The sequence below is a fragment of the Anabaena catenula FACHB-362 genome, assembly GCF_014698735.1.
GTDB lineage: Bacteria > Cyanobacteriota > Cyanobacteriia > Cyanobacteriales > Nostocaceae > Anabaena > Anabaena variabilis_A.
The window spans coordinates 109,289-130,012 of record NZ_JACJTQ010000007.1 but is presented as its reverse complement, the minus strand read 5'-3'; the positions used below and the strand labels follow the sequence as shown (position 1 = coordinate 130,012).

Here is a 20,724-nt window from a genome sequence, read left to right as displayed (position 1 = left end):
TTCTTTATTATGAAAACAAAGATTCTACTCTAAAATAGATTCAATGCTGACCCGAATTAAAGACTTAGCCACCACTTTAGCACCCCGCTTAGTGGAAATTCGCCGCCATATCCACTTACACCCAGAACTCAGCGGACAAGAATATCAAACATCTGCTTTTGTTGCTGGTGTGTTGTCTTCTAGTGGCTTACACGTAGAAGAGGGCGTGGGGAAAACAGGTGTCATTGGTGAACTACAAGGCACTAAGCAAAATGATCGGGTGTTGGCAATTCGTACTGATATGGATGCTTTACCGATTCAAGAGCGTAGCGGATTGGACTATGCTTCTCGTATAGAAGGTGTAATGCACGCGTGTGGACACGATGTACACACTACGGTAGGGTTAGGTACGGCAATGGTACTATCCCAAGTAGCGACAGAGTTGGAGGGTAACGTCAGGTTTTTATTTCAGCCAGCAGAGGAAATTGCCCAAGGGGCAAACTGGATGGTAAAAGACGGAGTGATGGATAATGTTTCAGCTATCTTAGGGGTTCATGTTTTCCCTTCTATTCCTGCTGGTTCTATTGGTATTCGTTATGGGGCTTTGACCGCAGCAGCAGATAATTTAGAGATTATAATTATTGGTGAATCGGGACATGGTGCGCGTCCCCATGAAGCAGTTGATGCAATTTGGATTGCTTCCCAAGTGATTACGGCGCTGCAACAAGCTATTAGCCGCACTCAAAATCCTTTACGTCCTGTAGTGTTGAGTATTGGACAGATTAATGGTGGCAGAGCGCCGAATATAATTGCTGATAAAGTACAATTGTTGGGGACTGTGCGATCGCTCCACCCAGAAACCCGCGCCCAATTACCAAACTGGATTGAAAGCATTGTCTCTAATCTTTGCAATTCTTACGGTGCAAAATACCAAGTTAATTATCGTCAGGGTGTACCAAGTGTACAAAATGATTATGCCCTGACACAATTATTACAATCATCAGCAGAAGAAGCTTGGAGTAGCGAATTCGTCCAAGTCTTACCTGAACCCTCTCTTGGTGCTGAAGACTTTTCTGTTTATTTGGAACACGCCCCCGGTTCGATGTTTCGTTTGGGTGTCGGCTACAAAGATAGAATCATTAATCACCCCTTACATCATCCTCAATTTGAAGTAGATGAGTCTGCGATTATTACCGGTGTTGTGACTTTAGCATATGCTGCTTACAAGTATTGGCAACTAAAATAAATGCCTTTTCCTGTCAGAGATGCAACCGGAATTTCACAAATATTGAGTAGTAATCAGCCACGATTGTAATACCAAGCGTATTACAATCGTGGCTAAAAATCTGGACAATCACTGTCTTGAGCAAGTTTAACTAAAAATAAACTATCCCATACAATGAATTGTCACCTGATATGAATTTTTTTAAGTAAGTAATTAATATTTATTCATATGTAACATTATTTAATCAATTTTTTAAATAAAAATTAATTAATTTTATACATTGACAAATTATTTAGAAATATGTGATGTTTGAGAGGTTGTATTATTGCTTTACTCTAACGCCCTCTGAGGTAAAGCCAGAGAAAATTATTGCTATACTGTTTTGATTAATAGTCAGTAAAAAGATTCATTCTTAGCTACTATTTATCAAGGAAAGCTCAAAAACAACTTCAACCTTTTCATTTCACCATAAACTTCAGCTATACCATGCCACCAATAGAATCTGTAGAATCATCATCACCACAACCTATTAGTAATAATTGGTACTTGTTAACTGTGCGTTCTAAAAAGCGGGAAGTCTTTTTAAAATATCTGAAATTTATGATTGACCAAAATAAACTAGAAGAATTAGTTTTAGATATTAAAATTCCCCAAGAATCAGTATATGAAGATATGATTTTACTGAATCTAAGTAATTTTAAAACTGCCGCTACATACCTACAAAAAGTTGAATGTTTTCAAAATATAGAACGCAAACCATTACAGTCAGCACAAGTTAGTCGGATGTTAGGAATTGGATAAATTATCTGATGCGAATAAGACTTACGCAAGTGTCACAATCAAGGCAAGATTATAATTTGCGTCAGACTCGATAATTCGGTCATACCAATTTTATGTGAGGCTGCACAGAATCATGAAATCCATTGATTTATCTGTGTTGATCTGCGTACTCTTTGAGAAGCCACCCTACGGGTGTCTATATATGCGGTAGTTGTCCTTGCTCTCTTAATTCTATGCAGCTTCATCTTAAGAAAGGTATAACAATCAACAGAAGAACACATTGTAGAGATTATTTATGAAAAATCTCTACAATAATTGGAATTTTATTTTTGTGTTTTATATACACAAGGAAACAGGGAATAGAGAACTCTTAACTCTCTTTGAAAGTCTCTTAGCATAAGGCTTTGTTCTTAAATTTTGTACCTCCTGCAACCTGAAATTTGCTGTAAAAATTGCTCCATATAAATAAAAAAATTGCATTACTTTGATGTAATGCAATCTAATGTTTATTTTTTTTTAAAACGTGATTATCTTACTCAGCAGCACTATATTAAACCCTTGCACCAGCTTTATTCCCGCCTATTTCTTGTTGAATTCGGCTTTTAGCAGCTTTGAATTGTGTAGCTAATTCCTCACTCTGTTGAGAACTTAAATTATTGCGAATTGCTGCGAACATTGTGCTTTCTTCTTGGCGCACATGATCCATAACATCGTCCATCAAACCTCTGATTCTGTCCTTGAATTCAGGTGTGGTGGGGCTAATAGCTTTGAGTTGATCCAAGATAATCCGCCAGCTTGCTTGTTCATCATATAATTCTTGGGTATCAGCATCACCATAAAAAGGCCTGACTCTGGGATAGACAACTTCCTCTTCGGCAGCAGCATGAACGCTGATATCCTTATAAAGTTGCCCAAAGTATTCTTGAATTTTTTGTGCATCGTTGCTTTGTAACAATTGTGTAAACAGGATATTTACTTTATTGTGATCCATACGCAGAACATCTTGGATGTTCATATCCTGCTTGTCAGAATTTTGGGTAACAGCACTACCTACAGCACCGCTAATTGCAGCGATTGCATCCTGTACACGCGCCCAAATTCCTTGATCTGCATCTTGTCCAGTCAGTTCCCGCACACCCAAAATTTCGAGAATTCCTTTAAGTTGTTCTTGGTGAGCGCGGTTCTCAAAGTTAATAGTATTTAAAGAACCAATTGCTGCCATCACATCAGCACCAACTCTTTGTGCCGCTTTGTGAATTGTCAAGCCGTTCATTACTTGTTGATGCTTCAGCAATTCATGCTGAAATACTTTTTCAAAAAAGCTCAATCGATTACCTTGCATTAACTGGCGAACCTTATTCACCATTTCTTGTGCTGTTGTATCCGCTTCTTTTTGGATGCCGTACTGAATAACTACAGTTTCTAGAATTCCTTGATTTTTGCGGTCGTCATCCAGCATTTTGCGGATATTATCCGCTATTTCACGATCAGCCGATTCTCTCAAAAATAGTTCCTCATTTTGAATGAGCAACTGTTGAAGTAACTTCATATCTGCCAATTTTACCGCAATAGCATTACGCTTGGTATCATCTAAAGTAGCTACCATTTTGGGTTCTCCTCAAAAAAAACAGTATTGATTACCATTAATAGGTTGACATAGATATTAGGAAGCTTTCATCTTTCTATTGAGTGATAGCTTTGTAAACCTGGGGTGGAAAATAAAAAATGATGCTTAATTTTATTATCATTCTTTGGCCAGATATATAAATTGATCATCTCGCCTCAATCACTAGATAGATAAATTTTTTAGCTGAATCTTCTAGATTGACTCAAAGATAGTCAAACAGGAAATTAATCCCATTTTGGATTTTAGATTTTAGATTTTCGGCTGAAGCCGATGTCGAGAAAATTTCTACTGCTGAATAATGAGGATGCTAAATAATGGAAACTACAGAAACAACTTCCACACCGTTCCCTAATGTTCCACCAATTATTGAAAGCGATGATAGTGAATATCGAGATAGCGGCGTACCCAGCACTGTAGCGATGCCTGCGGCGAGCGAAGCTATCGCAGGACATCCCTTACACCCCCTAAGTATAATCTTTCCCATTGCCTTCTTAGCCACCGCCCTAGGCAGTGACTTTGGCTATTGGTTAACTCGTGATTTTTTCTGGGCTAGGGCTTCGCTATGGTTAATTGGACTGGGATTAGTGACTGGGATAATCGCTTCAGTGATTGGGATGAGCGATTTTTTGCAAATTGAACGAGTTCGCAAACGCACCGCAGGTTGGGCGCACTTGATTCTTAACATTTCTATCCTCGTGTTCACAACCATCAACTTTATCCTCCGCTGGGGCGATGTAGAGGGGAGTATATTACCAGGAGGACTTATCCTCTCCCTGATTGTGGGGACATTAACTAGCATTACTGGCTGGTTTGGTGCAGAACTCTCCTATCGCCATAAAATTGGCGTTGTGGGTGCGGGTAGTAAAAGATATCCATAACCCAGGTTCAGTTATAAGTCGGTAATATCAAGTCCGGTTTAAGACTTATCCTTGGGGACGAAGCGGGGATGCGGGGATGGGGGGACACGGAGAGTTTTTAATAAGAAGTGATGATCCGGGTTTGATATAACGAGAAAAAAATATCCCCCTTTAAAAGGGGGATTAGGAGTGTATTGGATTGTCAAATCATTCTTTTCCAACGCCTGTATGCACAGTTTTTACCCATTTTAGGCGTTTTGGACGGACTGACATCCGAGCAGTAGTACTACTCATTACTACTAACCAGTGCAGCATATAAATACTGCCGCGCAGGGTTTGCAGTAGAAACAGAAAATAAGTAGAGATATTCAATTCCTGATCTTGACGTATCCGCTTTAAGCCGGCAAACATTCCTATGACTGACATTGTTACAGACAAGCCAGTAACAGAACTGAACATGGGTGGACGATGACGAACGATCGCCATTAATAAATCTGGTACTGCTGCTGTCGGCAAGATATACATGATCAGCAGAAAAATCAGCAAATCCCAGGTTTTCCGCGTACCCATGCGGTTTTTGAGGATCAGATTCCAGTAATCTAAATAGCGCTGATAGCCGCCTTCTGCCCAACGGTTGCGCTGATGCCAAAGAGCGATCGCAGTTGTCACACCCTCTTCTTGGACTGGGGGATAGAACAAGCATTCAATATCCCAGTTATCTAGATTCAGGCGAATGGTCAAATCCAAATCATCGGTGATGGTTTCTTCATTCCAGCCACCGCAGCTTGCCAAAGCTTGACGACGGACAAATTGACCATTACCCCGCAGTTCACCTAGTCCACCAATGGCAGTCCGTTGTTGTTGGAACCAGATATCAACTGCCATTTCAGCCATTTGTCCTTTAGTCCAAAAATTTTCTTTAGCGTTGGCGATCGCTTTTCGCACCTGCACCGCCCCCACCTGTTCTTTTTGAAATAAAGGCACTACTTGTAGCAGTAAATCTGGATTAACTTGAGCATCTGCATCAAATACGGCAATAATGTCTCCTCTTGTCATCGGTAGCACCTGATTCAAGGCTCCCGACTTACCGCCACCGGCTTGGGGAGAACGCCTGAGAACCTTAAGTTGTTTGTATTCCTGCGTTAGTTCTGCTAGTAACTGCGGTGTGCTGTCAGTACTATTATCATCAATAATCCAGACTTCATATTCTCCATTGGAGTATTCTAGACTACATAGATTTTTTACTAATCTAGCAATAACAGCTTCCTCATTTTTTGCTGCTACCAACACAGATACAGAAGGTAAATCTCCTTGTATTTCTTTAGCGTGGTGACGGGGTCTAGCAAAGATAATACCCAAGGCATGAATACCTAAGACCGTTGTCAGTCCTAGTATAAATATGGAACCCCAGGAAACTAAATGCAGAGCGATCGTGCCACTCCAGACGATAGTCAACACTAGAGCGGCTTTGGGTCTACGTCCTGGAAACTGAGATGATGGTAAATACACAGCATCTGTCTGTACCACTGACTCCTCTTCTGCCGATAGGTCAGACAACAGAGGATTAAGGGGATCAGAGCTTAAGTTGTAAGAGTCCTCTTCGGGCCAGGAATTCGCTGGCATAGTTACTTGATTCAAAAACCAGTATTTGTCCTTAATATACATCAAGGGATGTATTTCCCAAATTTTGAAAAGATGACGCGGAGTTTGGAACACATTCCGCTTCGTGTCCCCCCGTCTCTTTGTGGCACTCTCTTTCCTCCTGCCTGATCCCAACGACAAATATTCACGCCTACCTACTTGTATTTACCCTTAGTGTGTGTGAATACTCATTTTTGTGGGAATACTAATGATGAAAAGGAATACATCTCCAGTTATCAGCTAATTTGAGGAATATTTAAAAATGTCGTCTATTGACCAACTCCAGCCTGTGACTCAGCAACAAGCTAGTGTTTATTTACCTTATATTCAGGGTAGCAAGCGCACTTTCTTGCCCTATGCCATCAGTCTTTATCAAAAAGGTGTTTTGGAGGGACACCGCAAAATAGAAGGGAGTGATAATGTTCCCTTTGTAGCTACCTGGAATGTTGCTACCCTGCCCTCAGACTTAACCCGTTGCCGAATCCAGTTTGATGGCAATGCTGAATTAAGTTATGAAGTCATGATGGCAAGTTTTGAGTTTATTAATTTTTTAATTGAACTGATGGAAAACTATAAGCGCCACCGCATTAGTGATTTTTCCCAAACTTTTTACCGCAAGCTGCTGCGTGTAGAAGAATAAATGGTAGGAGACAAGAGGTAGGGGAGGCAGGGTGAATGGATCTCAGGAGAAAAAGCAGAAGAAAAGCAAAATTTTTGGCATTGCTCCCAGACTCCCCCCTCCCTGCCCTAAAATCTCAACAAATATCTCAAACTAATTTAGTCATAACGCCGGCCTGCCATCAGAAGCAACTAAAATTAGAAAACACCTAGCTGGGTTCAACAGACGTTTAAAATTAGGAGTGCATGGCGTGCCAACATCTGCTAAATATTTGCTGATTGGATCAGTAGAGACTTACAGTGGTAAATCCGCAACAGTTCTAGGTTTGTCTCATCAGTTAAAGCAAAAAGGACTAGATATAGCCTACGGCAAACCCCTAGGTACTTGTTTGAATGCTTTTGGTGAAACTATACTCGAAGAGGATGTTCAGTTTATTACTCAAAGCCTCCAACTGCCGGAAAACCGTGTTGCTCAGACTTTATTAGCTTTGAATGAAGTCAGTGTCCAAAAACGCTTACGTGGCGAAGACACAACTAATTATCAGCAGTCCCTAGTGCAGCAATATTTACAAATACCCCGTGGTGATTTGGTGCTGTTAGAGGGTGCTGGTGATTTGTCAGAAGGCTATTTGTTTGGCTTATCTTTGCTGCAAGTAGCAGCAGTCTTGGATGCTGATGTGCTGTTGGTACATCGTTATAAATCTCTGCTTTCGGTTGAAACTCTGTTGTCTGCCAAGCAGCTGATAGGCGACCGCTTGATTGGTGTTGTCATCAATGAAGTTCCTGCCGAACAATTAGAAGTGGGGAATAATGTTTTACGCCCATTTTTGGAACAGCAGGGGATTCCTGTACTAGCAATGTTGCCGAAAAGCGACTTGCTTCGCAGCGTCAGCGTCGGCGAACTGGTAAAACAGTTAAATGCTGAAGTTCTCTGTCGTGGCGATCGCTTAGATTTATTGGTGGAAACTCTGGCAATTGGGGCGATGAATGTCAATTCGGCAGTCAAATATTTCCGCAAACGCCGGAATAAGGCCGTAGTCACCGGAGGCGATCGCGTGGAAATCCAGCAAGCTGCTTTAGAAACTTCTACTCAATGCCTCATCCTCACCGGAAAATTACCACCTCCCGCCTTTATTCTCAATCGCGCTGAAGAATTAGAAATCCCGATTTTGTCTGTTGACCTCGACACTCTCACCACAGTGGAAATTGTTGACCGCACGTTTGGTCAAGTTCGTGTCCATGAACCTCTGAAAGTAGAGTGCATTCGTCAATTAATGTCCGAACATTTTGACATTGATCGTTTGTTGTCTCAACTAGGATTAAACCCAGCAGCGGCTTTGTCATAGTCTGATTAAGTTACTAAAATTACTAGTGAATCTACAGCGTAAGTCCTACCTTTCATCTCATCATGAGCAATCAACTCATACCATTTGGGATTTTGGATTTGCGATTTGGGATCGTCAAAGGCTTACTAAATAAGGTTTTGGGTATTCCCTCTCTCGCCATCAGGTTTCAAATTGGTATGATCTCTTAGGCGACTGCGTATTTTTACCTGATTTGACACGCAGCTATCGAAAAAGAGTTAGTTACTAGCAAAATAATCTGGAAAACGTAGCAATCTGTAACTCTAGTTGGCTTCGCACCTACACGCTCTTTGGTAGAATATCTGGGTCGTTTAATCTGATTATGTCTATCTTTGAGCCAGTCAACAAACCTCATCAACCTTGATACGTTAGCGCAAGAACTGGCGACAATCCAGCAAACGGGTTCTAAGCGAATTGCCTTGTTGGGTTCTCGTCATGTGCCAATTACTCATCAAAATCTCATTGAAATGATGACATATGCCCTAGTTTTATCGGGCAATCGCATCATCACCTCTGGTGCTACAGGCAGTAATTCAGCTGCCATTCGCGGAGCAACAAGGGCTGACCCAAACTTATTGACGGTAATTCTACCCCAAAGTTTGGAACGCCAGCCCCATGAATCTCGCCAACAACTAGAGCAGGTAATGCATTTGGTAGAAAATCCCAGTAATGACAATCTGTCTTTGGCTGAGGCAAGTTACCTATGCAATAAAGAAATTGTCTCCCGTTGTCAGCAACTGATTTGTTTTGCTTTTCACGACAGTCGTACCCTACTGCAAACTTGTGGAGAGGCAGAAGAACAAAGAAAAGTGGTGACACTGTTCTACTTTGACTAAAGTGCAACGTAGTCTCCACATAGCTAATGATAGAGATGGGAAATTACCAAAGGTTACTGGGTAATGATTTTTCTAAATTACCCAGTATTCCTTCACGCTTACCAAACAGAAACTACTAACACTATTTATTCAGTTGATGTCTCTATTGCAACTGCCCACCCCTGCTATTTTTTTGTACTCTATTGCGGCTGCCGCTGTTCTCATCTATGTGCCGTATTTGTTGGTAGCTTATGCAAGGGCGAGAATTGGGTATGATCTTTCTGCTCCTCGCGCCATGTTTGATAAATTGCCACCTTATGCCCAAAGAGCCACCTGGGCGCACCAAAACTCCTTTGAGGCGTTTATGATTTTTGCCGCCGCAGCACTAATGGCCTATGTCACAGGGGTGAATTCTTCTATGGCAGCAACGGCAGCGATCGCATTTATCCCCGCTCGGTTGCTATACTCTACTTTTTATATTGTGAATATACCCCTTTTGCGATCGCTCATGTATGGTGTTGCCTCTTTTAGCTCTGCGACCCTCTTCTACTTGAGTATCATGCAACAGAGGTGATTCGGGAATAGGTAATTGGGGATACGAAAAAACCATTACCCATTACTCATTACCCATTACCAAATTCAACATCTCACATTTAACATTTATGGCTTCTACTTTTTCTTTTGACATTGTGAGCGACTTTGACCGCCAAGAATTAGTCAATGCTATTGATCAAGTGGTGCGCGACATCAAAAGCCGTTACGATCTCAAAGATACTCAAACTACTGTTGAGCTAGGTGAAGACAAAATTACCATTAGTACCGACAGTGATATGACTTTAGAGGCTGTACACGGCATACTGCGCGAAAAAGCTGCCAAACGCAACCTCTCTCAAAAAATATTTGATTTTGGCAAAGTTGAATCTGCCAGTGGGAACCGCGTCCGTCAAGAAATCACCCTCAAAAAAGGCATCAGCCAAGAAATTGCCAAACAAATCTCTAAATTGATTCGTGACGAATTCAAAAAGGTACAAGCGTCAATTCAAGGTGATGCGGTGCGAGTAACTGCCAAAGCCAAAGACGATTTGCAAACTGTGATCCAGCGTCTGAAACAAGAAGACTTTCCTGTGGCTTTGCAATTTACAAACTATCGTTAGGAACTCTTGACTGGGGTGACGCGGGGACGCGGGGACGCGGTGATGGGGAGACGCGGTGATGGGGAGAAATAATTATCTACTGCCCCTGCCCCCTGCACCCTGCACCCTGCCCCCTGCCCCCCTGCCTCTAACCGCGTCCTGCACCGATACTTTTTTGAAACGCCGGACGTTCAGAAACTTGTTTAATATAGTTCAAAACGGCTGGGTAAGCGCTCAAGTCTAGCTTCAGCATGATGGGAATATAACCGAGTATAGATCCCACAGCTACATCGGCAACAGTGAATTCATTACCCAGCACAAAAGGTTGCTGTCCAAAAATTTCATTCAGGGGAGTCAATAAGCGGGGCATTTCCTTTTCTCGATTGGCTTCGATAAAAATACCTGTAGCCAAGGTGGAATTGGCAAATAATACCCACTGGGAAAATATGGCGCGTTCCTCTAGTGAAAATGCAGTTTTTCCATATTTTTCAGAAAGATACAACAAAATTGCCCCAGATTCCCACAGTTTAAAATCGCCATCAACAATTGCAGGAACTTTACCTACGGGATTAATTGCTAAGTATTCAGGCTGTAGATGTTCACCAGCTTTCATATCTAGCATCACAAATTCATAAGGAATTTCTAGTTCCTCTAAATACCACTTGATGATTGATGCACGACTAAAAGCGCCACCGTAAAGTTTCAACATAATTACCTAAAATCAAAGTACTTTGTGAGTGTGGGAATGTTGTTTAACATTGTCTTCTTTGCTGACAACTCTGGCAGCATTTAGTACTCGTTTCCGTTCCGTAGAATAATTAAAATCGGTTTTGGTTGCGCCTACGGGGATGAATAATTGGGCTGATTGACGACGCTTGTAGGTACGAGCAGCGGAAAATGCCCTTAGCACAAATTCATCTCCGAACTGTGCTGACTCTGGCATTCCATGAGGCATAACCAGTGTATCACCGTCCAATATAGATCCTAAAGTTGTTGCATAGGCAAGCTTGTAGGACGTAGGAATCCCTTTTAATATCGCTTCTAATGCGGCTGAGGGAATAGGCTCCATAACCTCAATTTGATGCACTTCTCCATCATCTTTGTAAAAGCAAGTTGCCAAGCCGATCACAATGTAATCATCGGTTGTGAGATCGTTCGCATTGGAATAAGAAATTGCTGTTGTCATCGTCAAATTTACTCAAAATTTAAATTTAGGTACTGGGGAGTTGGGGAGTTGGGGACGCGGGGATGGGGTGATGAGGGGAGTAGGAGACGCGGTGACGCGGAGAGTTTGTTTGATCAGCAATTAAGTAGATTAAAACCCTCTTTCTCCCTGCCCCCTGCACCCTGCACCCTGCCTTCTGCCTTCTGCCTTCTGCCCCCTATTCGCTGTCACCATATGCCTATAGCTTGCGTGACGACGTAGGAGTCATACGGCAGGCTACCGCCAACACCAATCACCCAATTTCTGTCTTGTTGGCATTCTACCAAGTTGTTACTCTGACTACTTGACTAGTCTTCGAGATTGATGGTAATTCTTTCGGGAATTGGACTTGGGGGTGAAGTATATATTATTGGGTTTATGGCTAACTAGTTTTAAGTAGCCATTATCAACTGGGTACACCAGAACCGATGAAAAAGGAATTAAGGGCTAAAGACTAGGAACTGGCATTTTTTACTCAGCACAACCTCTGGGAAACTGCTTTCCAGTTATCTAAAGCACTCAGAAATTTTTCAGACTAGGTTCAATTCAGTCCTTTCAACAAAAAAAAGACTACTGAAAAAGTGACACAGTTGCAAACCCACTCATAGGCGAAAAACTATAATTTTATTTCACCGAGCAAATAGCTCAAGCAGGAAAATATGGATCATCACTCCTTTCTAGCTTCTGGTAGTCAACAAAATCAACGTTGCCAGCGTGTTAATACAAAAACTTTATATACTCAAATTACTGAAGCAAAAAGTAACAAAGAATTAGATACAGAGGATACTTACTTACGGTCTTGTGCTTTGAAGTTAGCTCAACAAGGAAATTATATTGAAGCGATCGCTTTGTTAAGCCAACTCATTGATAGTCATCCTGACAATGCAGTTAATTACAACAACCGAGGGCTGATTTATTTTCAAAGTGGTGATTCTCAAAAAGCCCTACACGACTACAACACAGCAATGCAAATGAATCCCAAGTTAGCTAGTGCTTATAATAACCGAGCTAATTACTATGCTGCTGGTGGGGAGTTAGTAGCGGCACTAGCTGACTACGATCAAGCCCTAGATTTGAATCCTCGTCATGTTCGCGCTTGGATTAACCGTGGCATTACTTTGCGTGATTTGGGGCAGTACGCGGAGGCAATTGATAATTTTGAGACTGTACTGCTGTTTGGTCAGCTACAAGGTCATATTTGGGCTGAACGCGGTAGAACTTATCATCTTTGGGGTGACTGGAATTGTGCGATCGCTGATTATTACCGTTCCCTGACACATCTAACCTCCCTCGATACCAGTCAGGATATTTCTGCTTACCGCCTACGGTTACAACTGGAAAACTGGTTAAACGAGTTGCTGAATCCTTACGTCAACTGATGAGTAGCTCTGTAACACAGTGTTTAAAATTCCTAAAAAATAATTTTTTAACTTTGAATTGGTCAATAGCAGACCTGTGGGGCTGATTTGCTAATAGATCATAACAATTCAACATTCAGAATAAAGTCTACGGCAAGCTATGCCAACAAAATTAAAGACAGTTTCAGTCAAGGATTTAGACCTCGACTAAAACATAAGCTGTCTGTAAACGTATGTCCTTAGAGTTCCCCCATCAGGGTATTAAACCCTTTAATTGCTGAGAACTCTTTAATAATTAATTATTAACTATTCGCAGTTAATATTGATAATTTTTTGTGTGTTTTATGCTGAACTAAAAGAACAAACCACCTCAAATTACTTTAAGGTGTGGAATCTGATTGTTCAGCATCTTTTCGATCTGGATTAATCAGCACTATTTGTCGCTGACTGGGATCAAATCGGTATGATTGTTCTTGCCTAATACTCTTAGCTTGCTGGGGATCAAAGTTACGGCTAAATTCCGCTCGTAAAGTATTGACACGTCCTTCTACCAGCTTGACTTCTGTGCGAATTTCTCGCAACTTGTCTTGCTGTAACCAGTGATAAGGCAAAAGTTGTACCAAGGCAGATACTGCTGCTGTAGCAATGACCAAGTTAACAGTTATCTTGGCTGTGGTTTCCAGCGCCATCACCTGGTAAGAACGTTGGCGAAGATGTTTTTTTGGTCGAGGTAAAGATCGACGACGTGGTTCTACTGGGTGTAGCGGAGGTCTGGATGGTTGAAACGCGTTCATGATGCTAAAAAGAGCCTCGCTGGTTGAAGGGAAGCACCGTCAAAAGCAAACTGGCGCTAATTGCGGCTTGATTTAGCTGCCATATTACTCCATTTTTTGAAAATTTCTACAGTGTTACATGATTAAACAAAAATTACCTGGCGTATACAGGTACATTTCGCCAACATAACTCACAGCTTAAAGCCCCAAGCTTTTGGAAAATGTACCCTCTACTGCCAGGGTGATTAGTCTTGTGAACGTGTCACATCTGGGCTTTATTTGTAAAGTTCAGTAGCTAAACGCCAAGCCAGAATGCCTGGAATTAGAGCCACAGCTAGAGCGATGTACACTTGAGTATCAGATATAGGCATGGTGGAAACCCTCCTAAAGTCAAACTAGATGATTAACACTTCGTTTACTACTTTTCACTGTTTTGCCAAGATTGGGGAATATCTTGTTACAAGATGCAACAAAAACCATGATGGGGAGATGGGGAGTTGGGGTGACGCGGTGACGCGGAGAAATAATTATCTACTGCACCCTGCACCCTGCCCCCTGCTTCTACTTCATGAACTCGTAAACAGGTGAATTTATGGTTTTGTACTTGGGTATTGACTTTGGTACTTCTGGCGCACGGGGCGTGGTGATTGATGATGAAGCTAGGATTTTGTCCCAGATGCGTCATCCCTGGGAAATGGCGATTGATGCTGACTGGGTAACTTGTTGGGAAAAAGCTTTATGGAGGTTGTTAGCAGCAATTCCAGGGGAATTGGGGCGACAAATTGGGGCGATCGCTATCAACGGTACTTCTTCGACAATCTTGCTCACAGATGCCACTGGTCAGCCTGTAGATGCGCCATTGTTGTACAACGATGGACGAGGATCAATGGTGTTAAAGAATTTGACCAGCATTGCACCACCCAACCATACCGTATTGAGTGCAACTTCCAGTCTCGCCAAACTTTTGTGGATGCAGCAATTACCTTCTTTTCGCCAAGCTAGATATTTACTACATCAAGCCGATTGGCTGGCTTTTATGTTGCATGGAAAATTAGGCATAAGCGATTATCACAACGCTTTAAAGCTAGGCTATGACGTGGAAAAGTTCCAATATCCACAATGGCTGGAAAAATTGCAAATTCCGATTCAGTTACCGCAGGTTTTAGCACCGGGTACTCCCATTGGCGAATTACGTCCAGAAATTGCCTCTAAATTCGGTTTACGGCGTGATTGTTTGGTGTGTGCTGGGACAACTGATAGCATTGCGGCTTTTCTGGCTAGTGGGGCAAAATTGCCGGGGGAAGCAGTAACTTCTTTAGGTTCTACTTTGGTACTCAAACTTTTGAGCCGTACCCGTATAGAAGATGCGCGATATGGAATTTACAGCCATCGTTTAGGTGATTTGTGGCTGACTGGGGGTGCTTCTAATACAGGTGGTGCAGTGTTAAAGAATTTTTTTACTGACCAGGAATTAGTCAGCTTAAGTCGGAATATTGATGTATCAACACCGAGTGAATTAGATTATTATCCCTTGTTGAAGGAAGGCGATCGCTTTCCTATTAATGATCCCCAACTACTTCCAAGACTAGAACCCCGGCCAGACAATCCTGGAGAGTTTTTACATGGCTTGTTAGAAAGTATGGCGCGAATAGAAACCCGTGGTTATGAATTATTACAAAATTTAGGTGCTGACCAATTAACTCGTGTTTACACTGCCGGCGGTGGTGCAGCGAATTCTGCTTGGATGGGTATTAGAGGCAGATATTTAAAAGTTCCTGTTACTGCCTCTACAAACACAGAAGCAGCTTATGGGACTGCACTTTTGGCAATGCATAAATTAGGAACTTCTTATTTAGGATCGCTATAATTTGTATTATGCAAAAAACAGTGAAAGTTAAACCGAATTCCAAACAGCAGAAAATTGTAGAACAGGAAGATGGTAGTTTAATTGTTAATTTAAAATCACCACCAGTTGATGGTAAAGCCAATGAAGAGTTAATTAAGCTTTTGGCAGAAAAGTTTGATGTACCCAAATCCTATATCAGAATTAAGTCCGGTTTATCATCTCGACAAAAACTTGTAGAAATTGATGATGTATAGAATATATTATTCGCCAAGCCAAATTATTTAATTTTTACTTTTTCGTTCTTACTAACTTCTAAAGGTAAGAAAATCGTCAACACTTCCCCATATTGAGGACTCTGACGCACAATCAACTTACCACCAATCGCTTGAAACAGATGCTTAGTTGCCGCAATATTTAAACTAATTGTTCCTGTTTCCGGTTGGAACATTAATAATTGACCTAAAGATTTACGAATTGGTAGTGTTGCAGTTCTGGTTGAATCGTGGCAATCCAATTGAGGAGATAATTGTAACTTGAGTTGATCACCTGCTGGACTAACCTGAACTTGAATAGAACTACCGGGAGGTAAACTGCGGGTAAAATTTTCCATTAAGCCAGTAAGTACCCGATCTAGCATAGCGGGATTACTTACCACCGTTGGCAATTGCTGAGGTAAAGCCACATCTAAAGTTAAATTTCGTCGAGTTGCTGCTTGTTGCCAACGAGGGATACTTTGCTGCAATACTTGATCTAGAGACATGGGCGTTAGTTGTGTATTCGCAGATTTAGCTGCCGCACAAGTTTCTAATTCAGCTGCTTTAAACAGCAACTCCATGCGATCAATTTGCTCAGTACATTCATGATCAATAACTCCTAAGCGATTAATTACAGTAGTAGGTAAATCCTTTCGCTTGAGGAGTAAACGAGTCAAAGTGCGAATTGTTGTCAGTGGGGTGCGGACTTCGTGAGCAAAGGCTTGTAGTAATTCTACATCGGGACGAGAGGATGGTTTTGCTGACGGGGAAACAGGAATATGGTGAGATGGGGAAATAGGAGGAGTATGTGTGACTTTATCCGCTTCTGGCTCTGCTAATTCCTGAAGCAGTAACTGGCTAAATTGAATTATGGTCTGATAGTTTGGTGCAACTGGGGCGTACTTTTCGACTAACACGTCTAACTCAGCGAATAACTCTGGATTAGTCAAGATTACCCTAGCGCCTAGCGATCGCCAAGCCTGCTGCACTACCTCTGGTTCAAAGGAAAATAAAAATTCTTTTTTACCGCTTTTGTGTTCTGACAAAACCAGAACTAATCTAAATTTTTCTGTAAATACCAAGCAAAACCGCTCTGATCCTAGAGGATCAGCAGGTAATAAAGGTAAGATAGATTCATCAGGATTGATTTCATCAGGTTTGTAGCCGCAGCCCCTCACTCGCGTAGCGTTTCCGAGAGAAGACATCACTTCTGGTACTACACTCCCCGCCATTGCTGGTGAGATGTGAAAGGGCATCAAAGCCAACGGATTAAAAGGTTTTGCTGTAAAAGTTACTGTTTGTAAACTTTGAGTCAGTTTTGGTTGACTAAATAAGGGTGCTGGTGCAGTTAAAACTAAACCTTGAGTTATGTCAGACGAAGTTGTGGCTAAAGAATTGAGTAGTAGATGTTCTGTAGCTGCCAAACTGATGCGCCATTGCTGCTCGGCTTTGGCAGATGAACAATCAGCCATACTTGATTGGCTCTGGGCTAAAACTTCCCTCAAACTTGGCAAGATCCATTCGTACACAGGTTTTCACCCCTTCGTTGATTCAAGAGCGTCTTACAGCAGCTAAAGCAGACATTGCACTACATACTTACGAGGTTATAGTGATTTCTGTACTAATGACAGTCGTAGAACCGAACAATTAAGGCGAAATTTCCCCTGGATTCATAATTTTCAAGGGCAGGGAGGAGCAAAGGAGCATGAAGTCAGCCAATTACCTCTTCCCCTATCACCCCACAATTTATAAAATTTTGATGGAAGATGCGTCAAACTGCTCCAAATCTGATAACATCAAGTGACCTATGTGGGACAGCATGATCTACCCTTAAAAAGCGGCTAAGACTCTAACTCATGTCAATAGAGAGTCTTTTACCAAATACCAGTCCCCACAAGTCTGTAACCATCCAGAAAATTGAATTGGCGCTTGTCAGTATAGGCTAATGGATTTGAGCCGACAGAAGTTGTCCTAGTTTCAATTTTCTGCAAATCCGGTGCTTGCTTAAGCACTAATTTTCTCCTGTGTTTAATTTCTGTTTTAAGATTCGCTCCTGGGCATCACACAATCAGTAAATCGCTTCAAGTACTCAATTGGGAGATAACACATGAAAAAATTAATTCCTTTCCTCGTTAGTGGCATTTTAGTAGCGGGTGTTTTTGGTTGCCAAGAAGCTCCTAAAACTGGTTCAGAAACTCCTGGTACAACTAATGAAGCTCCTTCAGTACCAGCAAAACCTGCGTCTGAAACTACACAAACTACAGATAAAACTGCTCAACCTACTACAGCAGCTACAAGCACACCAGAAGCTACAACTACACCAGGAAACACAACCACAAAAATTACTCCTGGGGCTACCAAAGCTACCAGCGACTTGAAAACCGAAGTTAGCAAAAAGTTAAAAGAAGCTTTACCTAGCAATAAGTTGGAAGTAGAGAATAAAGATGGTGAAATTATCCTCAAAGGTGCAGCTACTTCTTCTGAAGAACTCAAAAAAGCTGAAACTTTGGTTAAGGGAGTCAAAGGTGTGAAAAGCGTTAAGGTAGAAGCAAAAGTTACACCTGTGAAAAAGCCATAAACTTATAAATCAAAAAGGTTATGTGACAGGCATCTTGTCTGTTTTACGGAATGATTTATTTGAGCAAAAATCATTTCTGAAATCGATATCGAAACTTGTCAGGATTTACACTTACAGTAAGTCCTGTTTTTTGTTTGCTTAAGTACTTATTTTGAATTTGGGACTTTACAGAAGATTGCAAGTTGCAGGAGGTATAGCAGGTGACTCTTAACAGGTGACAGAAAGGAGAAAAGAGGTAATAGTTGTGTTTCTTTCTTATGTTGCAGGAGCGCAAACCGCGCCCGTTTGTACGATTTTAGATTGTGAAACACAGACAGGTAATGGTTTCGGGCTATCCATCTATCAAAATTATTTTGCAACTATTAATGGAGTGAAGCTAAAAAGGCTATAATACTTGCAATATAAGAGTTTTAAGGTCTTCTGATCAACAAATCATCTCGATCTCCGATTCCGGTTTCTACCTGTTGGGGATATGCGGAAATGGCAATATATTGTTACAATACTTAACAACGTTCATAAACCCGGTGGCTTTCTTCATGATAGTTAAGACACTTCCCCCTAGTTACCGATCAAGTCCGGAGGACAGTCACGCAGGCGAATTGTCCGTGATTGAAGTAGTACCAGAAAATGTTACACAAACCTTGGTTAACAATTCGCCAAGATTTTCAGCATCTCAACAACAGACAATACTAGCTACAGCTAAAGCTGAACCAGAGATGCTGCTTTATGATCCTGAAGAGATCCGATCCTATTACAAAGACAAACCTTGGCAGGTTTTTCGGCGGATTTTGGCAGTTTTACAACCAATCTTGTCCTTTGTTTTGGGAATATGGTGGGATAAGAAACGGGGAATTGTCGTCAAAAATGATAGCCGACGAGCCATTGAATTACGAACTTTGCTGACGAAATTGGGGCCTGCTTACATCAAAATTGGCCAGGCTTTGTCTACTAGGCCGGATTTAGTTCCTCCGGTGTATCTGGAAGAATTAACTAAACTACAAGATCAATTACCAGCTTTTGCTAACGAAATAGCTTACCAGTTTATCGAAGAAGAGCTAGGAGCAACCCCAGAGAATATTTACGCGGAAATTTCCATCGAGCCAATTGCGGCAGCTTCCTTGGGACAAGTATATAAAGGTAAGCTAAAAACTGGGGAAGAAGTGGCGATTAAAGTCCAGCGTCCAGATTTGCGTGAAACTATCACTATTGACTTGTATATTTTGCGCTTTTTGGCTGGTTTGGTGCAGAGAAAAGTCAAACGGGTACGCAGTGATTTAGTCGGGATTTTGGATGAATTGGGCGATCGCATTTTTGAAGAAATGGATTATATCCACGAAGGCGAAAATGCTGAACGCTTTTTTGAATTATACGGTCATATGCAAGACATATATGTACCGAAAATTTATTGGGAATACACCAATCGTCGTGTGTTGACGATGGAGTGGATTAATGGGATTAAATTAACCCAAACACAAGAACTTCAGGAACTGGGTATCAACGCCCGTTATTTAATTGAAATAGGTGTACAGTGTTCTCTACGTCAATTATTAGAACATGGGTTTTTCCATGCTGACCCCCACCCTGGTAATTTGTTAGCTACCTTTGATGGTAAATTGGCTTATCTTGACTTTGGGATGATGAGCGAGATTAAGCCACCACAGCGTTATGGTTTAATTGAAGCGATCGTTCACGTCGTTAACCGTGACTTTGACTCATTAGCAAAAGACTACGTTAAATTAGAATTTCTCACCCCAGAAACCGACTTAACACCAATTATTCCCGCGTTTTCCAGAGTATTTGCTAACGCTCAAGGTGCAAGTGTCGCCGAACTCAACATTAAAAGCATCACCGATGATTTATCAGCTTTAATGTATGAGTATCCCTTCCGCGTACCTCCCTACTATGCTTTAATTATTCGTTCTTTGGTGACTTTGGAAGGTATTGCTATTTATATCGATCCTGATTTCAAAGTTCTCAGTGAAGCTTATCCTTACGTTTCTAAACGCCTGTTAACAGATCCAGCGGATGAATTAAGAACATCATTGCAAGAGTTACTATTTAAAGATGGTAAATTCCGTTGGAATCGCCTAGAAAACTTGTTAACAAATGCCCGGAAAAATCAAGAATACGATCTGAACTTAGTATTAAATCAAGGAGTAGAGTTTCTGTCTTCGGAACGGGGTGCATTTATTCGTGACAGGTTGGTCGATGAGTTTGTCAACGGAATTGATGCTCTTAGCAAAAATGCCATGCATAATTTTACTTATGTATTGAGAGAAAGAGTAGGATTGACAGCAGTTAATGAAATGCCCGCTGCTACATTAGAACAACAACAAACCTTAGATAATATCAAACGCATTTTGGGTATTCTTCGACAAACAAAGGGATTTGATCCTGCTCAACTTGCTCCTCAGGTAGCTCAGATACTTGTTAATCCCAGAGTGCATCATTTAGGTCAACAAATTGCTAATCGCTTTACAGAAAAAGCTGTCACAAGATTAATTCGCCAATTATTAGCATCAGAATAAAACAGGTAATTGGTAATTGGGGACAAATCAATTCAAAATTCACCATAGTGCTTACAGCAAGCCACTTTCACAAAATTCAAAATAACCCCTAGTTTTAGACATGGGGTTATGGCGATTTTTATTTAAGTGAGGTACGACAAGAAA

The 20,724-nt window shown here is 41.4% G+C and carries 21 protein-coding genes; 13 read left to right on the top strand and 8 right to left on the bottom strand.

Going from position 1 to position 20,724, the window contains the following annotated elements; all coding sequences use genetic code 11:
- Positions 1 to 43 precede the first annotated feature (43 nt).
- Together H6G68_RS07580 and H6G68_RS07575 are read left to right on the top strand one after the other, a co-directional pair.
- Complete coding sequence (locus tag H6G68_RS07580) at positions 44 to 1,225, top strand: M20 family metallopeptidase (protein ID WP_190906076.1); 1,182 nt, start codon at positions 44 to 46, stop codon at positions 1,223 to 1,225.
- Positions 1,226 to 1,690: 465 nt separating this feature from the next.
- Positions 1,691 to 2,005: a chromosome segregation ATPase gene (locus tag H6G68_RS07575; RefSeq protein WP_127056269.1), complete on the top strand. Its 315-nt coding sequence runs from the start codon at positions 1,691 to 1,693 to the stop codon at positions 2,003 to 2,005.
- Between the two features lie 529 nt (positions 2,006 to 2,534).
- Here H6G68_RS07575 and H6G68_RS07570 read toward each other — a convergent pair.
- Positions 2,535 to 3,590 carry a hemerythrin domain-containing protein gene (locus H6G68_RS07570; RefSeq protein WP_190906075.1) on the bottom strand — a complete coding sequence of 352 codons (1,056 nt, stop codon included), beginning with the start codon at positions 3,588 to 3,590 and terminating at the stop codon, positions 2,535 to 2,537.
- 335 nt (positions 3,591 to 3,925) lie between these two features.
- Between H6G68_RS07570 and H6G68_RS07565 the strand changes: the two genes are divergently transcribed.
- A complete protein-coding gene (locus H6G68_RS07565) occupies positions 3,926 to 4,489 on the top strand; it encodes a DUF2231 domain-containing protein (RefSeq protein ID WP_190906074.1) in 564 nt (187 codons plus the stop codon).
- A gap of 186 nt (positions 4,490 to 4,675) precedes the next feature.
- Here H6G68_RS07565 and H6G68_RS07560 read toward each other — a convergent pair whose 3' ends face one another.
- Positions 4,676 to 6,091 (bottom strand): glycosyltransferase family 2 protein, encoded by a 1,416-nt coding sequence (locus H6G68_RS07560; RefSeq protein ID WP_190906073.1) that lies wholly within the window; start codon positions 6,089 to 6,091, stop codon positions 4,676 to 4,678.
- Between the two features lie 280 nt (positions 6,092 to 6,371).
- Here H6G68_RS07560 and ebsA point away from each other — a divergent pair, with 280 nt between their 5' ends.
- From ebsA to H6G68_RS07535, 5 genes are all read left to right on the top strand, one after another.
- The gene (ebsA, locus tag H6G68_RS07555) at positions 6,372 to 6,749 is read left to right on the top strand and encodes a type IV pilus biogenesis protein EbsA (protein ID WP_127056273.1); all 378 of its coding nucleotides are present in this window, start codon (positions 6,372 to 6,374) and stop codon (positions 6,747 to 6,749) included.
- 229 nt (positions 6,750 to 6,978) lie between these two features.
- Entirely contained in the window at positions 6,979 to 8,073 is a 1,095-nt protein-coding gene (locus tag H6G68_RS07550) for a DRTGG domain-containing protein (protein WP_190906072.1), read from the top strand.
- Between the two features lie 350 nt (positions 8,074 to 8,423).
- Positions 8,424 to 8,927, top strand: a complete 504-nt coding sequence (locus H6G68_RS07545) for a DNA recombination-mediator protein A (RefSeq protein ID WP_127056275.1) — start codon at positions 8,424 to 8,426, stop codon at positions 8,925 to 8,927.
- 136 nt (positions 8,928 to 9,063) lie between these two features.
- Positions 9,064 to 9,480, top strand: coding sequence for an MAPEG family protein (locus tag H6G68_RS07540; RefSeq protein ID WP_190906071.1), 417 nt, complete (start codon positions 9,064 to 9,066; stop codon positions 9,478 to 9,480).
- Positions 9,481 to 9,568: 88 nt separating this feature from the next.
- A complete protein-coding gene (locus H6G68_RS07535) occupies positions 9,569 to 10,060 on the top strand; it encodes a YajQ family cyclic di-GMP-binding protein (protein ID WP_127056277.1) in 492 nt (163 codons plus the stop codon).
- A 127-nt stretch (positions 10,061 to 10,187) separates the two neighbouring features.
- On the opposite strand, the gene H6G68_RS07530 is transcribed toward H6G68_RS07535, so the two are convergent.
- Positions 10,188 to 10,748, bottom strand: a complete 561-nt coding sequence (locus H6G68_RS07530; RefSeq protein ID WP_190906070.1) for a glutathione S-transferase family protein — start codon at positions 10,746 to 10,748, stop codon at positions 10,188 to 10,190.
- Positions 10,749 to 10,760: 12 nt separating this feature from the next.
- Positions 10,761 to 11,225, bottom strand: a complete 465-nt coding sequence (locus H6G68_RS07525; protein ID WP_190906069.1) for a hypothetical protein — start codon at positions 11,223 to 11,225, stop codon at positions 10,761 to 10,763.
- A 677-nt stretch (positions 11,226 to 11,902) separates the two neighbouring features.
- On the opposite strand from H6G68_RS07525, the gene H6G68_RS07520 reads away from it, so the two are divergent.
- Positions 11,903 to 12,622 (top strand): tetratricopeptide repeat protein, encoded by a 720-nt coding sequence (locus H6G68_RS07520; protein ID WP_190906068.1) that lies wholly within the window; start codon positions 11,903 to 11,905, stop codon positions 12,620 to 12,622.
- 359 nt (positions 12,623 to 12,981) lie between these two features.
- Here H6G68_RS07520 and H6G68_RS07515 read toward each other — a convergent pair whose 3' ends face one another.
- Together H6G68_RS07515 and psaM are read right to left on the bottom strand one after the other, a co-directional pair.
- A complete protein-coding gene (locus H6G68_RS07515) occupies positions 12,982 to 13,395 on the bottom strand; it encodes a slr1601 family putative cell division protein (RefSeq protein ID WP_190906067.1) in 414 nt (137 codons plus the stop codon).
- Between the two features lie 254 nt (positions 13,396 to 13,649).
- Positions 13,650 to 13,745, bottom strand: a complete 96-nt coding sequence (psaM, locus tag H6G68_RS07510) for a photosystem I reaction center subunit XII (protein ID WP_006196319.1) — start codon at positions 13,743 to 13,745, stop codon at positions 13,650 to 13,652.
- Between the two features lie 221 nt (positions 13,746 to 13,966).
- Between psaM and H6G68_RS07505 the strand changes: the two genes are divergently transcribed.
- Together H6G68_RS07505 and H6G68_RS07500 are read left to right on the top strand one after the other, a co-directional pair.
- Positions 13,967 to 15,241: an FGGY-family carbohydrate kinase gene (locus H6G68_RS07505; protein WP_190906066.1), complete on the top strand. Its 1,275-nt coding sequence runs from the start codon at positions 13,967 to 13,969 to the stop codon at positions 15,239 to 15,241.
- Positions 15,242 to 15,249: 8 nt separating this feature from the next.
- Complete coding sequence (locus tag H6G68_RS07500) at positions 15,250 to 15,474, top strand: DUF167 domain-containing protein (RefSeq protein WP_190906065.1); 225 nt, start codon at positions 15,250 to 15,252, stop codon at positions 15,472 to 15,474.
- Positions 15,475 to 15,497: 23 nt separating this feature from the next.
- On the opposite strand, the gene H6G68_RS07495 is transcribed toward H6G68_RS07500, so the two are convergent.
- Positions 15,498 to 17,003 carry a HAMP domain-containing histidine kinase gene (locus H6G68_RS07495; protein ID WP_190906064.1) on the bottom strand — a complete coding sequence of 502 codons (1,506 nt, stop codon included), beginning with the start codon at positions 17,001 to 17,003 and terminating at the stop codon, positions 15,498 to 15,500.
- Between the two features lie 345 nt (positions 17,004 to 17,348).
- Positions 17,349 to 17,486: a hypothetical protein gene (locus H6G68_RS07490; protein WP_190906063.1), complete on the bottom strand. Its 138-nt coding sequence runs from the start codon at positions 17,484 to 17,486 to the stop codon at positions 17,349 to 17,351.
- Between the two features lie 95 nt (positions 17,487 to 17,581).
- Between H6G68_RS07490 and H6G68_RS07485 the strand changes: the two genes are divergently transcribed.
- Together H6G68_RS07485 and H6G68_RS07480 are read left to right on the top strand one after the other, a co-directional pair.
- The gene (locus tag H6G68_RS07485) at positions 17,582 to 18,052 is read left to right on the top strand and encodes a BON domain-containing protein (RefSeq protein WP_190906062.1); all 471 of its coding nucleotides are present in this window, start codon (positions 17,582 to 17,584) and stop codon (positions 18,050 to 18,052) included.
- A 536-nt stretch (positions 18,053 to 18,588) separates the two neighbouring features.
- Positions 18,589 to 20,580 (top strand): ABC1 kinase family protein, encoded by a 1,992-nt coding sequence (locus H6G68_RS07480; protein WP_190906061.1) that lies wholly within the window; start codon positions 18,589 to 18,591, stop codon positions 20,578 to 20,580.
- Positions 20,581 to 20,724: the final 144 nt, after the last annotated feature.

What these genes read in the sequence shown, in the direction of transcription:
- H6G68_RS07580 (WP_190906076.1), top strand. Translation starts at nt 44, where the DNA reads ATGCTGACCCGAATTAAAGACTTAGCCACCACTTTAGCACCCCGCTTA.
- H6G68_RS07575 (WP_127056269.1), top strand. Translation starts at nt 1,691, where the DNA reads ATGCCACCAATAGAATCTGTAGAATCATCATCACCACAACCTATTAGT.
- H6G68_RS07570 (WP_190906075.1), bottom strand. Translation starts at nt 3,590, where the DNA reads ATGGTAGCTACTTTAGATGATACCAAGCGTAATGCTATTGCGGTAAAA.
- H6G68_RS07565 (WP_190906074.1), top strand. Translation starts at nt 3,926, where the DNA reads ATGGAAACTACAGAAACAACTTCCACACCGTTCCCTAATGTTCCACCA.
- H6G68_RS07560 (WP_190906073.1), bottom strand. Translation starts at nt 6,091, where the DNA reads ATGCCAGCGAATTCCTGGCCCGAAGAGGACTCTTACAACTTAAGCTCT.
- ebsA (WP_127056273.1), top strand. Translation starts at nt 6,372, where the DNA reads ATGTCGTCTATTGACCAACTCCAGCCTGTGACTCAGCAACAAGCTAGT.
- H6G68_RS07540 (WP_190906071.1), top strand. Translation starts at nt 9,064, where the DNA reads ATGTCTCTATTGCAACTGCCCACCCCTGCTATTTTTTTGTACTCTATT.
- H6G68_RS07535 (WP_127056277.1), top strand. Translation starts at nt 9,569, where the DNA reads ATGGCTTCTACTTTTTCTTTTGACATTGTGAGCGACTTTGACCGCCAA.
- H6G68_RS07530 (WP_190906070.1), bottom strand. Translation starts at nt 10,748, where the DNA reads ATGTTGAAACTTTACGGTGGCGCTTTTAGTCGTGCATCAATCATCAAG.
- H6G68_RS07525 (WP_190906069.1), bottom strand. Translation starts at nt 11,225, where the DNA reads ATGACAACAGCAATTTCTTATTCCAATGCGAACGATCTCACAACCGAT.
- H6G68_RS07520 (WP_190906068.1), top strand. Translation starts at nt 11,903, where the DNA reads ATGGATCATCACTCCTTTCTAGCTTCTGGTAGTCAACAAAATCAACGT.
- H6G68_RS07515 (WP_190906067.1), bottom strand. Translation starts at nt 13,395, where the DNA reads ATGAACGCGTTTCAACCATCCAGACCTCCGCTACACCCAGTAGAACCA.
- psaM (WP_006196319.1), bottom strand. Translation starts at nt 13,745, where the DNA reads ATGCCTATATCTGATACTCAAGTGTACATCGCTCTAGCTGTGGCTCTA.
- H6G68_RS07505 (WP_190906066.1), top strand. Translation starts at nt 13,967, where the DNA reads ATGGTTTTGTACTTGGGTATTGACTTTGGTACTTCTGGCGCACGGGGC.
- H6G68_RS07500 (WP_190906065.1), top strand. Translation starts at nt 15,250, where the DNA reads ATGCAAAAAACAGTGAAAGTTAAACCGAATTCCAAACAGCAGAAAATT.
- H6G68_RS07485 (WP_190906062.1), top strand. Translation starts at nt 17,582, where the DNA reads ATGAAAAAATTAATTCCTTTCCTCGTTAGTGGCATTTTAGTAGCGGGT.
- H6G68_RS07480 (WP_190906061.1), top strand. Translation starts at nt 18,589, where the DNA reads ATGATAGTTAAGACACTTCCCCCTAGTTACCGATCAAGTCCGGAGGAC.